Annotated in this window: 15 protein-coding genes and 1 pseudogene; 11 read left to right on the top strand and 5 right to left on the bottom strand. The window is 68.8% G+C overall.

Translation table 11 applies throughout. The features are described 5' to 3' along the window. Window positions 1–269: 269 nt before the first annotated feature. The 6 genes and pseudogenes from uvsE to RND78_RS07125 all read left to right on the top strand — a co-directional run. On the top strand, window positions 270–1,346 hold the full coding sequence (gene uvsE, locus RND78_RS07150; protein WP_312727197.1) for a UV DNA damage repair endonuclease UvsE: 1,077 nt from the start codon (window positions 270–272) through the stop codon (window positions 1,344–1,346). A 193-nt stretch (window positions 1,347–1,539) separates the two neighbouring features. Next, complete coding sequence (locus tag RND78_RS07145) at window positions 1,540–2,457, top strand: aldo/keto reductase (protein ID WP_312727194.1); 918 nt, start codon at window positions 1,540–1,542, stop codon at window positions 2,455–2,457. Next, window positions 2,458–3,750, top strand: a complete 1,293-nt coding sequence (locus RND78_RS07140; protein ID WP_312727192.1) for an MFS transporter — start codon at window positions 2,458–2,460, stop codon at window positions 3,748–3,750. 98 nt (window positions 3,751–3,848) lie between these two features. Then, window positions 3,849–4,967: a metallophosphoesterase gene (locus tag RND78_RS07135; RefSeq protein ID WP_312727190.1), complete on the top strand. Its 1,119-nt coding sequence runs from the start codon at window positions 3,849–3,851 to the stop codon at window positions 4,965–4,967. A gap of 205 nt (window positions 4,968–5,172) precedes the next feature. After that, complete coding sequence (locus RND78_RS07130; RefSeq protein ID WP_312727187.1) at window positions 5,173–6,126, top strand: GlxA family transcriptional regulator; 954 nt, start codon at window positions 5,173–5,175, stop codon at window positions 6,124–6,126. 175 nt (window positions 6,127–6,301) lie between these two features. Further along, window positions 6,302–6,997: pseudogene (locus tag RND78_RS07125) on the top strand (winged helix-turn-helix domain-containing protein); the annotation flags it as partial. 624 nt (window positions 6,998–7,621) lie between these two features. Here the strand turns inward: RND78_RS07125 and RND78_RS07120 are convergent. The 4 genes from RND78_RS07120 to RND78_RS07105 all read right to left on the bottom strand — a co-directional run bounded on the left by RND78_RS07120 (window position 7,622) and on the right by RND78_RS07105 (window position 10,962). Beyond that, a complete protein-coding gene (locus RND78_RS07120; RefSeq protein WP_312727184.1) occupies window positions 7,622–8,071 on the bottom strand; it encodes an AraC family transcriptional regulator in 450 nt (149 codons plus the stop codon). A gap of 113 nt (window positions 8,072–8,184) precedes the next feature. Next, a complete protein-coding gene (locus RND78_RS07115; RefSeq protein ID WP_312727181.1) occupies window positions 8,185–8,772 on the bottom strand; it encodes a VTT domain-containing protein in 588 nt (195 codons plus the stop codon). A gap of 81 nt (window positions 8,773–8,853) precedes the next feature. Then, window positions 8,854–9,576 carry a pirin family protein gene (locus RND78_RS07110; RefSeq protein ID WP_312727179.1) on the bottom strand — a complete coding sequence of 241 codons (723 nt, stop codon included), beginning with the start codon at window positions 9,574–9,576 and terminating at the stop codon, window positions 8,854–8,856. A 162-nt stretch (window positions 9,577–9,738) separates the two neighbouring features. Beyond that, window positions 9,739–10,962, bottom strand: coding sequence for an MFS transporter (locus tag RND78_RS07105; RefSeq protein WP_312727177.1), 1,224 nt, complete (start codon window positions 10,960–10,962; stop codon window positions 9,739–9,741). A gap of 89 nt (window positions 10,963–11,051) precedes the next feature. Here RND78_RS07105 and RND78_RS07100 point away from each other — a divergent pair, with 89 nt between their 5' ends. Further along, window positions 11,052–11,972: a LysR family transcriptional regulator gene (locus RND78_RS07100; RefSeq protein WP_312727175.1), complete on the top strand. Its 921-nt coding sequence runs from the start codon at window positions 11,052–11,054 to the stop codon at window positions 11,970–11,972. Between the two features lie 35 nt (window positions 11,973–12,007). On the opposite strand, the gene RND78_RS07095 is transcribed toward RND78_RS07100, so the two are convergent. After that, window positions 12,008–12,418, bottom strand: coding sequence for a DoxX family protein (locus RND78_RS07095; RefSeq protein ID WP_312727172.1), 411 nt, complete (start codon window positions 12,416–12,418; stop codon window positions 12,008–12,010). A 296-nt stretch (window positions 12,419–12,714) separates the two neighbouring features. Between RND78_RS07095 and RND78_RS07090 the strand changes: the two genes are divergently transcribed. The 4 genes from RND78_RS07090 (at window position 12,715) to RND78_RS07075 (ending at window position 16,588) form a co-directional block, all read left to right on the top strand. Beyond that, window positions 12,715–13,140: a DoxX family protein gene (locus RND78_RS07090; RefSeq protein WP_312727170.1), complete on the top strand. Its 426-nt coding sequence runs from the start codon at window positions 12,715–12,717 to the stop codon at window positions 13,138–13,140. Next, window positions 13,137–13,766: an antibiotic biosynthesis monooxygenase gene (locus RND78_RS07085; RefSeq protein WP_312727169.1), complete on the top strand. Its 630-nt coding sequence runs from the start codon at window positions 13,137–13,139 to the stop codon at window positions 13,764–13,766. The genes RND78_RS07090 and RND78_RS07085 overlap by 4 nt, the downstream gene beginning before the upstream one ends. Beyond that, the gene (locus RND78_RS07080) at window positions 13,763–14,581 is read left to right on the top strand and encodes an alpha/beta hydrolase (RefSeq protein WP_312727167.1); all 819 of its coding nucleotides are present in this window, start codon (window positions 13,763–13,765) and stop codon (window positions 14,579–14,581) included. The genes RND78_RS07085 and RND78_RS07080 overlap by 4 nt, the downstream gene beginning before the upstream one ends. 165 nt (window positions 14,582–14,746) lie before the next feature. Then, complete coding sequence (locus RND78_RS07075) at window positions 14,747–16,588, top strand: amidohydrolase (RefSeq protein WP_312727290.1); 1,842 nt, start codon at window positions 14,747–14,749, stop codon at window positions 16,586–16,588. Window positions 16,589–16,591 lie beyond the last annotated feature (3 nt).

Below are 16,591 nucleotides of genomic sequence, written 5' to 3'. Positions count from 1 at the left end.
AGAACACGCGTGGAAAAGGCTGCGCCGTTTTCCACCCTACCGCCGCCGTAGCGTGGAAAACCGCGCAGCGTTTTCCACTGGCTGCCGCCGCTCAGGCTGATACATCGAGAACGTCGCCCCCTGCCGCACCACCCCCTCTCCCCCTGGGAGAGGGCCGGGGTGAGGGCAAACCCGGACGCCAAACCCCAAGCCCCCTCCACCCATCACCCCACCCGCACCCAGGCGGCGCCGCGCGGACTAAAGCCCATAGTCCCTGTCCCGAGCGTCCCATGTATCGAATCGGCTTTGCCTGCATGTACCGTCATCCCGAGCGCAGTCTGTCGCTCAAGGCACTGGAGCAGGTCGAGCGGGTCTTCAACACCCGCACCACCACCCTGCGCTGGCTGGGCAGCGTCGAGCGCGCCGCCGCCGAGGCCAAGTTGCTGGATGTGGTCACCCACAACCTGGATGCCCAACTGAGATTCGTCGAGCACGTCGCCGACCTGCCGGCCAATCTGCGCATGCTGCGCCTGAGCAGCGACTTGCTGCCCTTCTACAGCCACGCCGAATTCGCCTACTTCTATCGCTCCCAGGAGCTGCAAGCACTGCTGGAAGACCGCTTCGGTCGGCTGGGCGAACTGGCTCGCCGCCGCGACGTGCGGCTGTCGCTGCATCCCGGGCAATTCTGCGTGCTGGGTTCGGACCGCCCCGAGGTGGTGGAGAACAGCCTGGCGGAATTCGAATACCACGCCGACATGATCCGGCTGATGGGCTACGGCCAGCGTTTCCAGGACTTCAAGTGCAACGTACACATCGCCGGTCGCCTGGGCGTGCCGGGAATCCGCGCGGTCTGGCCGCGTCTGTCGAGCGAGGCGCGCAATTGCATCACCTTCGAGAACGATGAAAAGACCTACGGCGTCGACGACTGCCTGCAACTGGCCGACCTCGCCCCGGTGGTGCTGGACATCCACCACTGCTGGATCCACGAGGAGGCCTACATCGATCCCTGGGAGCCGCGGGTGGCGCGGATCATCGACAGCTGGCGCGGCGTGCGCCCCGCCATGCACTACTCCCAGCCACCGGAGGCGCTGCTGGAAATGGGCGTCTCGCCCAGCGAGCGGATCGATATCACGTTCCTGTTGCAGCAGATCAGCAAGCGGTTGCTCTACGGCCACAGCGACATGATGTGGAACGACTGGTGCAATCGCTACGCCTGCCAGTTCCTCGACCGCTTCGACATCATGTTCGAGGCCAAGCACAAGAATGTCACGGTGCGGGATTTCTACGATCGCTACCTGGGGGGCGATGGAAGTCTGCCGCCGCCGGATCATGGCATTCTTGCTGGCCAGGATGCCGCCAACCCGTAGCGTGGAAAACCGCACAGCGTTTTCCACTGATAGGTTCGAGCATAAATAGTGGACAAGGCTGCGCCGTTGTCCACGCTACGGGGCCGCATGCCCGGAAAGCGCAACATGTTGCAATGAGCCCAGGGAGCGGCCGACCGGGGGAAGGTCTTAACTGAAGGGTCACATTCCCGAACCGACCGTCGCGAGGCCCGCCATGCCGACCCGTCGCCATTTCCTGCAGACCACCACCGCCCTGGTCGCCGCCGTGACGGCTGCGCCCTGGCTGTGGCAGAGCGCCCAGGCCGCCGAGCCACTGCTGACCCGCAAGATCCCGCGCAGCGGCGAGGCGCTGCCGGTCATTGGCCTGGGCACCTCGGGCAACCTGAACGTCGATCTGAACGACGCCGCCCTGGCGCCGCTGCAAGAGGTGCTCAAGGCCTTGCTCGACGGCGGTGGCACCCTCATCGATACCGCCCCCAGCTACGGCAACTCCGAGCGGGTGGCCGGCGAGCTGGTCAAGCACGCCCAGGCCCGGGAGCGGGTCTTTCTCGCCACCAAGGTGTCGTCCACCGGCCGCGAGCGCGGCGCCGCCCAACTGGCCGCCAGCTTCCAGGCCCTGCAGACCGACCGCCTGGATCTGGTCCAGGTGCACAACCTGCAGGACACCGCCAACCAGTTGGCCCTGCTGCGCGAACAGCAACAGGCCGGCAAGGTGCGCTACGTGGGCGTCACCCACTACCGCGAGGCGGCGCTGGACGATCTGCTCGCTACCCTGAAACAGGAGAAGGTCGACTTCGTGCAGTTCAACTACTCGGTGGGCGAGCGCGAAGCCGAGCAGCGCCTGTTGCCCTATTGCCGTGACCAGGGCATCGCCGTGCTGATCAATCGACCCTTCCAGCGCGGCAACCTGCTCTCTGGCACCCGCGGCAAGCCGCTACCGCCGCTGGCCGCCGAGCTGGGCGCGACCAGCTGGGCGCAACTGCTGCTCAAGTTCATCCTCTCCGACCCGGCGGTGACCGCGGTGATTCCGGCCACCAGCAATCCGCGCTACATGGTCGACAACCTCCAGGCCGGTCGCGGGCGACTGCCCGATGCCCGCCAGCGCGAGGCCATCGCTCGGCTGTTCGCCTAGATGAAGGACTGGCTCGGCCGCGTCCTCGACGCCCGCGCCGGCGAGTCGTCCGCGGCCCTGGCAGGCTTCGCGTTGTTCCTCTGCCTGTTCGCCGGCTACTTCATGCTGCGGCCGATCCGCGAGGCCATGGGCATCGCCGGTGGGGTGGACAATCTGCAGTGGCTGTTCACCGCTACCTTCGTGGTGATGCTGGTCGCGGTGCCGCTGTTCGCCTGGCTCAATTCGCGAGTGGCGCGCCGGCGCTTCGTCGACTGGGTCTATGGCTTCTTCGCCCTCAACCTGCTGGCCTTCGCCGCCTGCTTCGCCAGCCTGGGCGATGGCGTCTGGCTGGCGCGTACCTTCTACGTCTGGATCTCGGTCTACAACCTCTTCGTGGTCTCGGTGGCCTGGAGCCTGATGGCCGATGTCTTCGACGGCGCCCAGGCGCGGCGGCTGTTCGCCTTCATCGCCGCTGGCGCCAGCGTCGGCGGCCTGCTCGGCCCGGTGCTGGCGGCGGCCCTGGCCCCGCTGGTCGGCGAGGCGGGCCTCGCACTGCTGGCCGCCGCGCTGCTGCTCCTGGTCCTGGCGCTCAAGGCCTATCTGCTGGGCTGGCGCGAGACCCGTGGCGCCGGGCGACCAGGCGCACCTCCTACGGAAAGTCCGCGACGGCCGGTGGCTGGCAATCCCTTCAGCGGCCTGACCCGGGTGCTGGCGTCACCCTATCTGCTGGCGGTCAGCGCCTTCGTCATCCTGCTGGCCACGGTCAGCACCTTTCTCTATTTCGAGCAGGCACGACTGGTGGCCGAGTTGTTCCCCGACCGCGCGCGCCAGGTGCAGGTGTTCGGCCTGCTGGACTTCGTGGTCCAGGCCGGCGCCCTGGCCAGCCAGGTGCTGATCACCGGCCGCCTGGCCCAGCGCTTGGGGGTGCGGGTACTGCTGGCCGGGGTGCCGCTGCTGATGTGCGTGGGCTTCGTGGGGCTCGCGCTGCTGCCCACCTTCGCCGTGCTGGCGGGCTTGATGATCGTGCGGCGCATTGGCGAATACGCCTTCATCCGGCCGGGCCGCGAGATGCTCTTCGCGCCACTGGACGCCGAGACCAAGTACAAGGCCAAGAACTTCATCGACACCGTGGTCTATCGCGCCGGCGACGCCGCCAGCGGCTGGGCCAAGAGCCTGCTGGACCTGCTCGGCCACGGCGCCTGGCTGCCGGCCCTGGTCGGTGCCGGCTGTGCGGCGCTCTGGGCCTGGCTGGGTTTCTACCTGGGCCGCCGCGCCGATCAGGCCGCGCAGGCCGGGGAGGCGGAGCGGCGCTGAATACCGGCTGAATCGTTGTAGCCGGAAACACTCCGGGGCTCCGGCGCCCGGTCGGTAGGGTGCTAAGGTAGAAGCTTCTCCTTGCCCCAGGGCCCTCCATGTTCCGCTCCCGTACCGCGATGTACCTGGTCCTTCTCGCCTTGCACCTGTTCATCGGCGTCAGTCTGATCGGCGATCTCGGGTTGTCGCTGGCCGGGCAACTGCCGTTCTGGCTTCTGTTGATCCTGTCCTTCGTCCTGGTCCCCCTGGGTTTTCGCTCGCGGGACATGAGCTCCCGCCTATTGGCCTGGACGGCGCTGATCGCCATGGGGGTGTTTTCCAGCCTGGCGATCTTCAGCCTGCTGCGTGGCCTGGTCATGGCCCTGGCGAGCCTGGTCGGCCAGCCGCTGGACGCCGCCTGGCGGGCCGGTAGCGCCTGGGCGGTGCTGGGCCTGGTGTTGCTGGTGGCGCTGCGCAGTGTCTACAACGCCCGCCGCACCGCCAAGGTCAAGGAGGTGGAGCTGGCCCTGCCGGCGCTGCCCGCCGGCCTGGACGGGCTGCGCATCGTGCAGTTGAGCGACCTGCACATCGGCCCGACCATCAAGGCCGGCTATCTGCAACGCATCGTCGACCGGGTCAACGGCCTGGACGCCGACCTGGTGGCCATCACCGGCGACCTGGTGGACGGCAGCGTGGCCGAGCTGCAGCACGAATTCCTGCCGCTGCAAGGGCTCAAGGCGCGCCTGGGCACCTACGCCATCACCGGCAACCACGAGTACTACTCTGGCGCCGAGGCCTGGGTGCGCGCCTGGCGTGACCAGGGGCTGGCGATGCTGATCGACGAGCATCGGGTGCTGGAGCATCAGGGCACGCCCTTCGTGCTGGCCGGCATCACCGACTACTCGGCGCCGCTCTATGTCCCCAGCCACAGGAGCGACGCCGCGGCTGCCTTCGCCGGTGCCCCGGAGGGGCTGTTTCGCCTGCTGCTGGCCCACCAGCCGCGCTCGGCGCCCAAGGCCGAAGCCGCCGGCGCCGACCTGCAGCTCTCCGGCCACACCCACGGCGGCCAGTTCTGGCCCTGGATGTACTTCGTGCGCCTGCAGCAACCCTGGGTGGCCGGCAGCCATCGTCTGGGCCGGCTCACCGTCTACATCAGCCGCGGCACCGGCTATTGGGGGCCGCCGCTGCGTTTCGGCGCGCCGAGCGAGATCACGCTGATTCGGTTGCGGCGGGGGTAACGACAATTTCGAATGCCCAATCCGCCAAGAACCGCGCGCTAAACGGGTTATCGCCGTTTGGGCATGGCGGCAGGCTCACGGAGCCCGCTGCCTGGCGTTGTGCCAGTCCTTGCCCCCAGGGGCTGAATCCTTATCCTCAGCCGATATTCGCCCGGACGCCCTGCCGTCCAAGGACCATTCGCCACACGGATAAGGACGTACCACCATGACGAGGACAGTGGCCTTCCTGCTGGTCCCCGAGGTGCTGATGCTGGATTTCGCCGGGCCGGTGGAGGTGTTCTCCATCGCCAATCGCTATCTGCCAGCCGCCGATCACTATCGCCTCGTGACCATCGCCGCCGGGCGGCGGCGCACCCTGCGCTGCTCCAACGGCATGACGATACGCACGGATCTCACCACCCAGCAGCCGCCTGGGGCCTATGACCTGCTGCTGGTGCCCGGCGGGCCGGGGGCCTACCTGGAACCGCACCCGGACGTTGCCGCCTGGTTGCGCCAGGTGCCCGCGCGCTGCGCCCGCTATGGCGCGGTCTGTACCGGGACCTTCCTGCTCGGCAGCGCCGGCCTGCTCGATGGGCGCCGGGTGACTACCCACTGGAATTATCGCGAGCGTCTGGCGCGGCGCTATCCCCGCGCCCAGGTGACCGCCGACGACATCTACCTGAGCGATGGCCCGCTGCTGACCTCGGCCGGCGTCACCGCCGGCATCGACCTGGCGCTGGCCCTGGTCGCCGAGGATCACGGCAAGATCATCGCGCGCGAGGTGGCCAAGGTGCTGGTGGTGGTGACCCAGCGCCAGGGCAAGCAGGCGCAGTTCAGTCCGCTGTTCGACGACCCGGAAGCGACCACGCCCATCGCCCACGTCCAGCGGCATGTGGTCGCCCACATCGACCAGCCCTATTCGATCAACCGTCTCGCGGAGTTGGCGACCATGGGCACCCGCAACTTCGCCCGGGTGTTCAAGCGCGATACCGGCATGACGCCGCTGGAATTCGTGCTGCGGGCGCGCATCGATCACGCCCGTGGATTGCTGGAGACCAGCGACCTGCCGCTGAAGACGGTGGCCTTTCGCAGCGGCTTCGCCAGCGACAGGTGCATGCGCGCTGCCTTCCAGGGCCATCTGGGGCTGACCCCGGCCCAGTACCGCTACCAATTCAGCTGAAAGCGGCCCCGATGGCGGTATCACGCCCATCGATGGCAGCTTCTGGCCGTAGATCGGCGTACGGCCTGCCAGGGCAGCGGCCAGAATGGTATGACCTATCGGCGAAGGAGAGGCGCAGACGCCTACCGGGTCCGCCTGCGCGAGCAGCGGCAGACCTGGCGCGACGCGGCGCAGCATGGTCATGCATGAACTCAAGCCCTTGTCAGTGGCAGGTGCCTACCGCTTCTGCGGTCTGACCCTGGATCCCCGGCGGCGCCTGCTGCTCGACGGCGAGCGCCCGCTCCCCGTCGGCGGGCGGGCCCTGGACATCCTGCGGGTGCTGCTGGAGCACCCCGGCGAGTTGATCGACAAGCAGACCTTGATGGCCAGGATCTGGCCCGACAGCATCGTCGAGGACATCAATCTGCGGGTGCACATTGCCGCCCTGCGTCGGGTGCTGCGCGCCTATAGCGCCCGCGACCCGATCCTCAGCGTACGCCAGCGTGGCTACGGCTTCGCTCTCGCGGTGGAGCGTCTGGGCGAGGAGGATCTCGCGCCGCTGGTCGAAACGCCGCGACCCCTGACGCCCCTGGAAGGCCGCGCGACCAGCCTCGCCGAGTTGCGCCGGCTGCTCGCCCAGCGCCGGCTGGTCTCGCTGGTCGGTCCCGGGGGGATCGGCAAGTCGCTGCTGGTCCAACACCTGCTGCCCACGCAGGGGGAAGGCTTTCCCGACGGCGTGCACTGTCTCGACCTGGCCACCCTTGGCAATGTCATGGGGCTGGTCGAGCGGCTCGTGGGCGAGCTGGGACTGGCGGGCGGGACGGGGTTGCCGGCGCTGCAGGACGCCCTGGCCACCCGGCGGATGCTGCTGGTACTGGACAACGCCGAGCGCCTGGTGGAACCCGGCGCCTGGCTGGTGGAGCGGCTGCTGCAGGGCTGTCCCCAGCTCAAGGTGCTGGTCACCAGTCGTGAAGCCCTGCGGGTGGAGGGGGAGGCGGTGCTGCGCCTGGCTCCCCTGGCGGTCGCGACCCCACCCGTGTGGCGCCTGCGCGAGGCCATGCGCGAACCGGCCTTTCGCCTGTTCGTCCGTCGCGCCCGGGCACGGTTGCCGGGACTGCAGTTGCGGCCGAGCGATGTGCAACTGGTCGGCGAGATCTGCCGGCGCAGCGAGGGGGTGCCGTTGGCCCTGGAGATCCTGGCCGAGCAGGTGGCGGCCCAGGGCCTGGCCGGGGTACTGGCGCAACTCGAAGGGGGTTACTACCTGGACGTGCAGGGCCGGCGCACCGCGGCGCAGCGTCAGCGCAGCCTCGGTGCCATGCTGGACTGGAGTCTGCACAGCCTGAGCGAAGCCGAGTTCGCCGTGCTGGCGACCCTGGCCGAGGCGGGCGAGCGCTTCAGTCGCCCCGAGGCCCTGGCCCTGGCGGCGCAGCGGGGGTTGGAAGAGGCACACTTCATACCCCTGCTGGGGCAACTGGTGGACAAGTCGCTGATCCTGGTGGAGGACGGTGGCGAGCGCCTAGGCTACCGCCTGCTGGCCATGCTGCGACTGCATCTGCGTCAGCTCCGCCAGCAGCCGCCGTTCCAGGGCCTGTTGCTGCCAGGCCAGCGGTGGCACACCCACGGCGCGGGTGAACACCCGGCTCAGATGCGCCTGGTCGAAGAAGCCGCATTCCAGGGCGATCGCCGCCAGGGGTAGCCCATGTTCGGCCAGCAGGTGCTGGGCGCGAACGATGCGCTGTTGGCGCAGCCACTCCAGCGGAGCGAGGCCGGCGCTGAGCTTGAATTGCCGGGTGAAATGGCTGCGCGACAGACCGCAGACCGAGGCGACCTGGCTGACGCTGATCCCGCGCTCCAGGTGCTGCAGCAAGACTTCCTTGGCCAGGCGTTCCTGCCAGGCCGCCAAACCGACCAGACGCCCATCCGGCCGCCTGGATAGGGCTGTGTTGCTATCGACGGTCATGGACATGGCGCTCTCCCTATCAAGCCAGCCTGGCAACGGCGGCCTGGATGAGAATGATTCCGTGCGGTTGTCTGACGTGCGAGTTGCCTATCGTTAATTAGCGTTAAGGCGGCAACCTGTTAGGCGCAGCAGTGTCGTGGATCGGCGTGACGGGCGCGGCGCTGCGGGAGGAAATGCCAGGCCAGGACGGCGAGGCCGAGTCCCGCGGCGACCAACAGCGGGGCCGGACCATAGCCTTCGAGCTCGGCCAGCAGCGCCAGGATCTGTTCTTCGAACAGGCGGCCCAGGGCCAGGCCGGAGCCGATCCAGAGGGTGGCACCGCCGAGGTCGTAGGCGAGGAAGCGCCGCAGGGGCATGGCGCTGGCACCTGCGCTCAGGGTCGCCAGGGCGGCGGCGCCGGGCAGGAACTTGGCCACCAGGAGGATGCCGGGCAACCGGGTGGCGGCAGGGACGTGCCCAGGCAGATGACGCAACAACCAGGCACCGTGGCGCCGGCCAGCCCAGTACCAGAGCAGATCGGCCAGCCCGGTGACCGCGACGGTGGCCAGCAGCGCCAGGAGCAACTCGGTCTCGTCGGCCGCGGCGCCCATCACCACCAGCGACGGATAGGCCGGCAGCGGCAGGCCCAGCTGTTCGCCGAAGACGTTCAGCGTCAGCCAGAGGGTGGCGTTACCGGCCACCAGGGAGGTCAAGGCTTGGGTGCTCATGGCGTGTTCTCGGCAAGGGGGAGGCCGTGGGAGCGGCCTCCGGGCGCAAACTAAGCCTACGATTTCGCGAGCAAATCGTAGTCAGGGCATTTGCGGCAGTTCGTTGGGCCGGAGGTCAAACACCAACACCTCGGCGTCGGACCCGTGGGCCAGGGCCAATTCGCGCTCGCCGCGCAGCCGTACGCCATCACCGGCCTGCAGCAAGACGCCATTCAGCTCCAGGCTGCCGCGGGCGACGTGCACATAGGCATGGCGCTCGGGGGCCAGTTGCAGGGTGGCGCTTTCGGCGCCGTCGAACAGACCGGCGTAGACGCGGGCGTCCTGGCGCACTTCCAGCGAACCCTCGGCGCCGTCCGGCGAGATGATCAGCGCCAGGCGGCCACGCTTGGCCGCGGTGCCGAAATGCTGCTGCTGATAGCGCGGTTCGGCACGGCGGACGTTGGGCACGATCCAGATCTGCAGGAAGTGCACCCACTCGCTTTCAGAGTGGTTGTACTCGCTGTGGCTGACGCCGCTGCCGGCGCTCATCAACTGGACGTCACCGGGACGGATCACCGAGCCGGTGCCCAGGCTGTCCTGGTGCTCCAAGGCGCCTTCGAGCACATAGGAGAAGATCTCCATGTCGCGATGCGGGTGCTCGCCGAAACCCTGGCCCGGGGCCACGGTGTCGTCGTTGATCACCAGCAGGTCGGAGAAGCCCTGCTCCGCCGGGTTGCGATAGCTGGCGAAGGAAAAGGTGTGGAAGGACTTGAGCCAACCGTGGTTGGCGGCGCCGCGATCGGAAGCTTTACGAATGGCCAGCATGGTGAGGCTCCTTCTGTAGGTGAGGGCGCGGTCGGTGCCGACGCCATGGAAGATATCCTACTGTGGAGCCGGACTTTGATTAACGAGCTGTCAGGGGAAGGTTCGTCCTGTTTTGGTTGACGATCATCAGGTGGGATATGGCGACCCGAGCCGCCATTCTCCCTACGCTTGGCGCGGTCGTGCCGGCCACAGCCGCACCAGCAACGCCAAGAGCGCGGCAGTGAGCGCGAGACCAGCGACGCCGCTCCAGCCCAGCCGGGCGAGCAACAGGCTGCCCAGGGCCGCGCCACTGGCCATGCCGACGAACATGCCGGTGAAGAGCACCGCGTTGAGCCGGCTGCGCGCCTCGGGTTCCAGGCCGTAGACCTGCGCCTGGTGCGCGATGAGCGTGGCCTGGACGCCGAGGTCGAAGACCACCGTCGCCACCGCCAGCAGGACCAGACCGGTCACCCCCGGCAGCCAGGGCAGGGTGAGCAGGCTGGCGAAGGCCAGGGCGGCGAGGCCGATGCCCAGGCGCGTCACCCATTCCGAGCCGTGGCGATCCGCCAGGCGGCCGGCCCAGGGCGCGGCCAGGGCTCCGGCGGCTCCGGCCAGGCCGAAGGCGCCGGCCGCGGCGCTGCCCAGTTGGAAGGGGCCGGCATGCAGATAGAGGGCGAGGGTCGACCAGAAGGCGCTGAAGCCGACCGACAGCAGCCCCTGGGCCAGGGTCGCCCGGCGCAGGGCGGCATGCCGGCGCCAGAGGGTGCCCAGCGAGCCGAGCAGCGCGGGATAGCTCACCTGGGTCGTCGCCGGGAAGCTCGGCAGCCCGCGCCAGACGGCCACGCCGATGGCGGCGATGCTCGCCGCCGCCAGCACGAAGAGCGCCCGCCAGCCGAACAGCTCGCCGACCAGGCCGCTGACCACCCGCGACAGCAGGATGCCCAGCAGTAGCCCGGTCATCACCGTCCCGACGATCCGTCCGCGTTCGGCCGGCGGCGCCAGGGTCGCGGCGGCGGGCACCAGGTCCTGGGCCACGGTGGCGGCCAGGCCGGTCACCAGGCTGGCGACCAACAGTGCATGCAGACCCGGCGCCAGGCTGGCGCCGAGCAGGGCCAGCAGCAGGACCGCCAGCTTGGCCAGGATGATGCGCCGACGGTCGAAGCGATCGCCCAGGGGCGCGAGCAGCAGCAGCCCCAGGGCATAGCCGAGTTGGGTAAGGGTGGGGATCAGACCCACGTCGGCGGCGGTTGCCGGCAGGGTGCTGGCCAGGGTACCCAGCAGCGGCTGGCTGTAATAGAGGTTGGCCACGCTCAGGCCGGCGCCGGTGGCCAGCAGCCCCAAGAGGGCAGGGGAGAGGCTGGCCGTACGGGAAGGGTGTTGGTCATGCGAAAGCGGAATGTCGGTCATGCGGGTTCTCCTGGCGATGGGCCCATTCTTCGCCATCTTCCTGGCCCCTGGTAGCCGAACGCACGGTACAGGGGGTATACGTAGAGCGTATGAACACGACCTTTTCCCATGATCGGCTCGACCTGCTGGAAACCTTCGTCCGCATCGTCGAGGCCGGTAGCCTGTCGGCGGCGGCGCGCCAGCTCGGCACCACCCAGCCCACCGTCAGCCGGCGCCTGCAGGCGCTGGAAGCGGCGCTGCAGGTCCGCCTGGTGCAACGCTCGACCCACGCCCTGCGCCTGACCGAGGACGGCCAGCGCTGCTATCGCCAGGCGCAGCAGTTGCTCGGCGACTGGCAAGCCTTCGCCGCGGCCCTGCACGGCGCCCATGCCGAACCCGAGGGGCGGCTGCGGGTGGTGATGCCCCACGCCTTCGGCCAGGAGCAACTGCTCGATCCCCTGGAGGCCTATCTGCGCCGCTATCCGGGCATGCAGGTGGACTGGGTGCTCAGCGACCGGGCCCCCAACTTCGTCGCCGATGGCGTGGATTGCGCCATCCGCGTGGGCGTGGTGGAAGATCCGGACACGGTGGCAGTGCGCCTGGGCGATGTCCAGCGCATCCTGGTCGCGGCGCCGGAGCTGGCTGGAACCCTGAGCGGGCCCGAGGAACTGGCGGCGCTGCCCTGGATCGCCATGACCCAGTTCTACCAGAACGAGTTGCGCCTGGAACGCCAGGCCTCGGGCGAGAGCCAGGTGGTGACCCTGCGCCCGCGCCTGGCTACGGAAAGCCTGTTCGTGGCGCGCCATGCCGCGGTCCGCGGCCTGGGTTGTGCGGCGCTGTCGCACTGGATGGTGCGCGAGGACGTGGCAGCAGGGCGGCTGGCGCACCTGCTGCCCGAGTGGCAGGCCGCGCCCCTGCCGCTCTATCTCATCTATCCCTACGCCCGGGTCTATCCGGCACGACTACGGTTGTTCCTCGACCTGCTGCGCGAGGCCTGCGCGCAGATGCTGGACGTGACGGCGCCCGCCTGACCGCGGAATCAGGCGGGCGCATCAACCGAGCGCGATCAGGCCAACCGGGCCGCCCGTACCGGCCGCCGACCATCCACGCTCAGGGCCCCGGCACCGAAGGCGGCCACCTGCAATAGGCCACCGGCGATGGCGACGTTCTTGAGGAAGTGGATCAGCTGGTTCTGGTCGGCGAAGTTGTGGTGGAACACCAGGGCGGTCACCAGGGTGAAGGCGGCCATGGCCAGCGCCACCGGGCGGGTGCGATAGCCGATCAGCAGCAGGCTGGCGAGGCCCAGCTCCACCACCAGGGCGCCCAGGTAGGCGAGGTCCGGGAAGGGCAGGCCCATGGCGGCGATGTAGCCCTTGGTGGCGGCCGGGGCGAGCAGCTTGCCCACGCCGCTGAACAGGAAGAGGCTGGCCAGCAACAGGCGGCCGGTGGTGGCGGTGAAGGCTTGGGTGGTGTTCATCGTCAGCGGTCCTTTCAAGGTCTGGCATCCGTCGTGGATGCGATGGGTGCAGATTACTGTCCACCCTCATCCCGATTAAGTAGCTGATGGGTGTTTTACCGTCACGTATGAGTTGACTGTTCAGCACGTTCAGGTCGTTGTTGTGACCTGAATCCTTTCACCTGCACGCCACAGCACAGACGTACAAAAACCAGCACAGGCGTCCAAGGCCGAGCCTCGTCGTCCGGGCGAAAGTCCGCCCCATCGACGGCGCGGGGTCTTTCTCGCAGCCGACTCTCTCATCAGGAGGATGGGCCATGCGTGACGCGCGGCTGGATCTGGGGCTCTTGTTCCTGCGCCTGGGTGGCGCCGGGCTACTCTTGGCGGTGCACGGCCTGCCCAAGGCGCTGCACTTTCGCCAGCAGCTCGGATTGATCGAAGACCCTTTGCACCTCGGTGCCTGGCCGACGCTGGGCTTCGCCGTCTTCGCCGAGGTGCTCTGCCCGCTGCTGATCGCCCTGGGCTGGGCGACACGCCTGGCCTGCCTGCCGATCCTCGGCGTGCTGCTGATCGCCCTCCTGGTGGTGCATCCGCAGTGGTCCCTGGAAGAGGGCCAGTTCGGCTGGCTGCTGCTGGTGCTGTTCGGCACCCTGGCGCTCACCGGGCCGGGTCGCTACTCGCTGGAGGCGCGGCTGGCCAGGCGTCATGCCGCCCAGGGCGGTTTCGCGAGGGCGCTGTCATGACCGCCGCATTCGGGCAAGGTCCGCAACAGACCCATGGCCGCATCGTCACCCTGGTGATCCGTCACCAGCCGCTGGCCGGCCAGCACCACGCCTACCAGCGCTGGCTGGAGCGCGCCGTCACCGCCGCCCGCGAAGCCTGCGGCCACCTGGGCGTGGACGTCATCCCGCCAGCCGAGGAGGGCGCCGCCTTCACCACCCTGGTGCGCTTCGCCGACGTCGAGCAACTGCAGGCCTGGCTGGCCTCGCCCCGGCGCCAGGCGTTGATCGCGGAAGTGGCGCCGCTGCTGCGCGAGGCCGATGCGCCTGAGGTGCATGCCGACGCCGAATTCTGGTTCAACCCGCCGCGTCCCGGTGTGCGCCCGCCCCCGGCCTGGAAGCAGGCGGTGCTGACCTATCTGGTCATCGCGCCCCTGACGATGCTGATCCCGCCGCTGTGGCAGCCGCTGTTCACGCGCTATCCCGCGCTGGCCGGCACGGTGCCGAGCAACCTGCTGATCACCCTGTGCATCGTGCCGCTGGTGGTGTTCCTGATCATGCCCAGGGTGAGTCGCCTGTGCGCACCCTGGCTCAACGCCCGCTCGGGCGCCTTTTCCACTCCTTCCACCCACCGAGGCGAACAACCATGAGCACCTTCACCACCCGCGACGGCGTCGAGATCTATTTCAAGGACTGGGGCAGCGGCAAGCCCGTGCTGTTCAGCCACGGCTGGCCGCTGGATGCCGATATGTGGGACTACCAGATGCACCAACTGGCCGCCAACGGCTATCGCGCCATCGCCTTCGACCGCCGCGGCTTCGGGCGCTCCGATCAGCCCTGGAATGGCTACGACTACGACACCTTCGCCGACGACATCAAGGAGCTGATCGAGCACCTGGACCTGCGCGACGTCACCCTGGTGGGCTTCTCCATGGGCGGTGGCGACGTCAGTCGCTACCTGGCGCGCCACGGTTCGGCGCGGGTGGCCAAGCTGGCGCTGCTGGGCGCCGTCACCCCGCTGTTCGGCCAGAAGCCGGACTTCCCCCAGGGCGTGGATAAAGGCGTCTTCGACGGTATCCGCGGCGGATTGCTGAAGGACCGCGCCCAGTTCCTCGCCGACTTCGCACCGATCTTCTATGGCACCAACCAGGGCCAGGAGGTCTCCGCGGGCGTCTTCACCCAGACCCTCAACATCGCCCTGCTGGCCTCGCTGAAAGGCACCCTGGACTGCGTCACCGTCTTCTCCGAGACCGACTTCCGCCCGGACATGGCCAAGATCGACGTACCCACCCTGGTGATCCACGGTGACGCCGACCAGGTGGTGCCCTTCGCCACCACCGGCAAGCTCGCCGCCGAGGCGATTCGTGGCGCCGAACTCAAGGTGTACGCCGGCGCGCCCCATGGCTTCGCGGTGACCCACGCCGAGCAGCTGAACCAGGACCTGCTGGCCTTCGTGGCGAGCTGAGTACCCGCCCGGGCAGCTTCAGGCGCTGGCCGGGCCGCGAGCGCCGCCATGAGCCAAGAACCCCTGGACCCCCAACGCCGCCGCGCCCTCCTGCTGGGCGCCGCCGGCGCGCTCTGGTCCGTCCTGCCCCTGGCCGGACGCGCCGACAACGCCTCTGGAGGCATCATGCAACACGCCGATCTGATCCTGCACAACGGCAAGCTCCACACCGTCGATCCCGAGCGGCCCGAAGCCACCGCGGTCGCCATCAAGGACGGCGTCTTCCTCGTCGTGGGCAGCGACGGCGAGGCCATGGCCCATCGCGGCCCGGCCACCCAGGTGGTCGACCTGCGCGGTCGCCGCGCCATCCCCGGCCTCAACGACTCCCACCTGCACCTGATCCGCGGCGGCCTCAACTACAACCTGGAGCTGCGCTGGGAGGGCGTGCCCTCGCTGGCCGACGCCCTACGGATGCTCAAGGACCAGGCCGAGCGCACCCCGGCGCCCCAGTGGGTGCGGGTGGTGGGCGGCTGGAACGAATTCCAGTTCGCCGAGCGGCGCCTGCCGACCCTGGACGAACTCAACCAGGCGGCGCCGGACACCCCGGTGTTCATCCTCCACCTCTACGACCGGGCGTTGCTCAATCGCGCCGCCCTGCGGGTGGTCGGCTACACCAGGGACACACCCAATCCGCCAGGCGGCGAGATCCAGCGCGACGCCAAGGGCGAGCCCACCGGCATGCTGATCGCCCGGCCCAACGCCATGATCCTCTATGCCACCCTGGCCAAGGGGCCCAAGCTGCCGCTGGAATACCAGGTCAATTCCACTCGCCAGTTCATGCGCGAACTCAATCGCCTGGGCCTGACCAGCGCCATCGACGCCGGCGGCGGTTTCCAGAACTACCCGGACGATTACCGGGTGATCCAGGAACTGGCCGATGCCGACCAGCTCACCGTGCGCATCGCCTACAACCTCTTCACCCAGCGGCCCAAGGAAGAGCTGACCGACTTCAAGAACTGGACCAGCAGCGTCACCCTGCACCAGGGCACCGACTTCCTCCGCCACAACGGCGCCGGCGAGATGCTGGCCTTCTCCGCGGCCGACTTCGAGGACTTCCTCGAACCGCGCCCGGACCTGCCGTCCACCATGGAAGCCGATCTGGAGCCGGTGGTGCGCCACCTGGTGGAGCAGCGCTGGCCGTTCCGCCTGCACGCCACCTACGACGAATCCATCTCGCGCATGCTCGACGTCTTCGAGAGTGTCAACCGCGACGTGCCCTTCAATGGCCTGCCTTGGTTCTTCGATCACGCCGAGACCATCAGCCCGCGCAACATCGAGCGGGTCAAGGCGCTCGGCGGCGGCATCGCCATCCAGGATCGCATGGCCTTCCAGGGCGAATACTTCGTCGACCGCTATGGCGCCCAGGCCGCCGAGCAGACCCCGCCGATCCAGCGGATGCTCGCCGAAGGCGTGCCGGTGGGGGCCGGGACGGACGCTACCCGCGTCTCCAGCTACAACCCCTGGACCTCACTGTACTGGCTGGTCAGCGGTCGTACCGTCGGCGGCCTCGCGCTCTACCAGGAGGGCCTGCCACGGGCCACCGCCTTGCAACTGTTCACCCAGGGCAGCGCCTGGTTCTCCTCGGAGCAGGGCAAGAAGGGCCAGCTGCGGGTGGGCCAGCTGGCTGACGTGGCGGTGCTCTCGGCGGACTTCTTCACGATCAAGGAAGAGGCCATCAAGCACCTGGAGTCGGTACTGACCGTGGTCGGCGGCCGCATCGTCCATGGCGCCGAGGAATTCGATCGCCTCGGCCCGGCCCCCCTGACGGTCACCCCGGACTGGTCGCCGGTGGTCAAGGTGCCCGGCCACTGGAAGCCCGGTGCACCGCTGCAGGCCGCCGTGCACCAGTGCGCCGGCGCCTGTGCCGTGCATGGCCACGGCCATGAGCGGGCGCGCCAGAGCCGGGTGCCGGTGAGCGACTTCAGTGGCTTCTGGGGCGCCTTCGGCTGCTCCTGCTTCAGCTTCTGAGGA

It is taken from the genome of Pseudomonas oryzihabitans (genome assembly GCF_032027545.1).
In the GTDB taxonomy this organism is placed as follows: Bacteria; Pseudomonadota; Gammaproteobacteria; order Pseudomonadales; family Pseudomonadaceae; genus Chryseomonas; species Chryseomonas oryzihabitans_F.
Note: the sequence above shows the minus strand (reverse complement) of the source record. Positions and strands in the feature narration are given on the sequence as shown.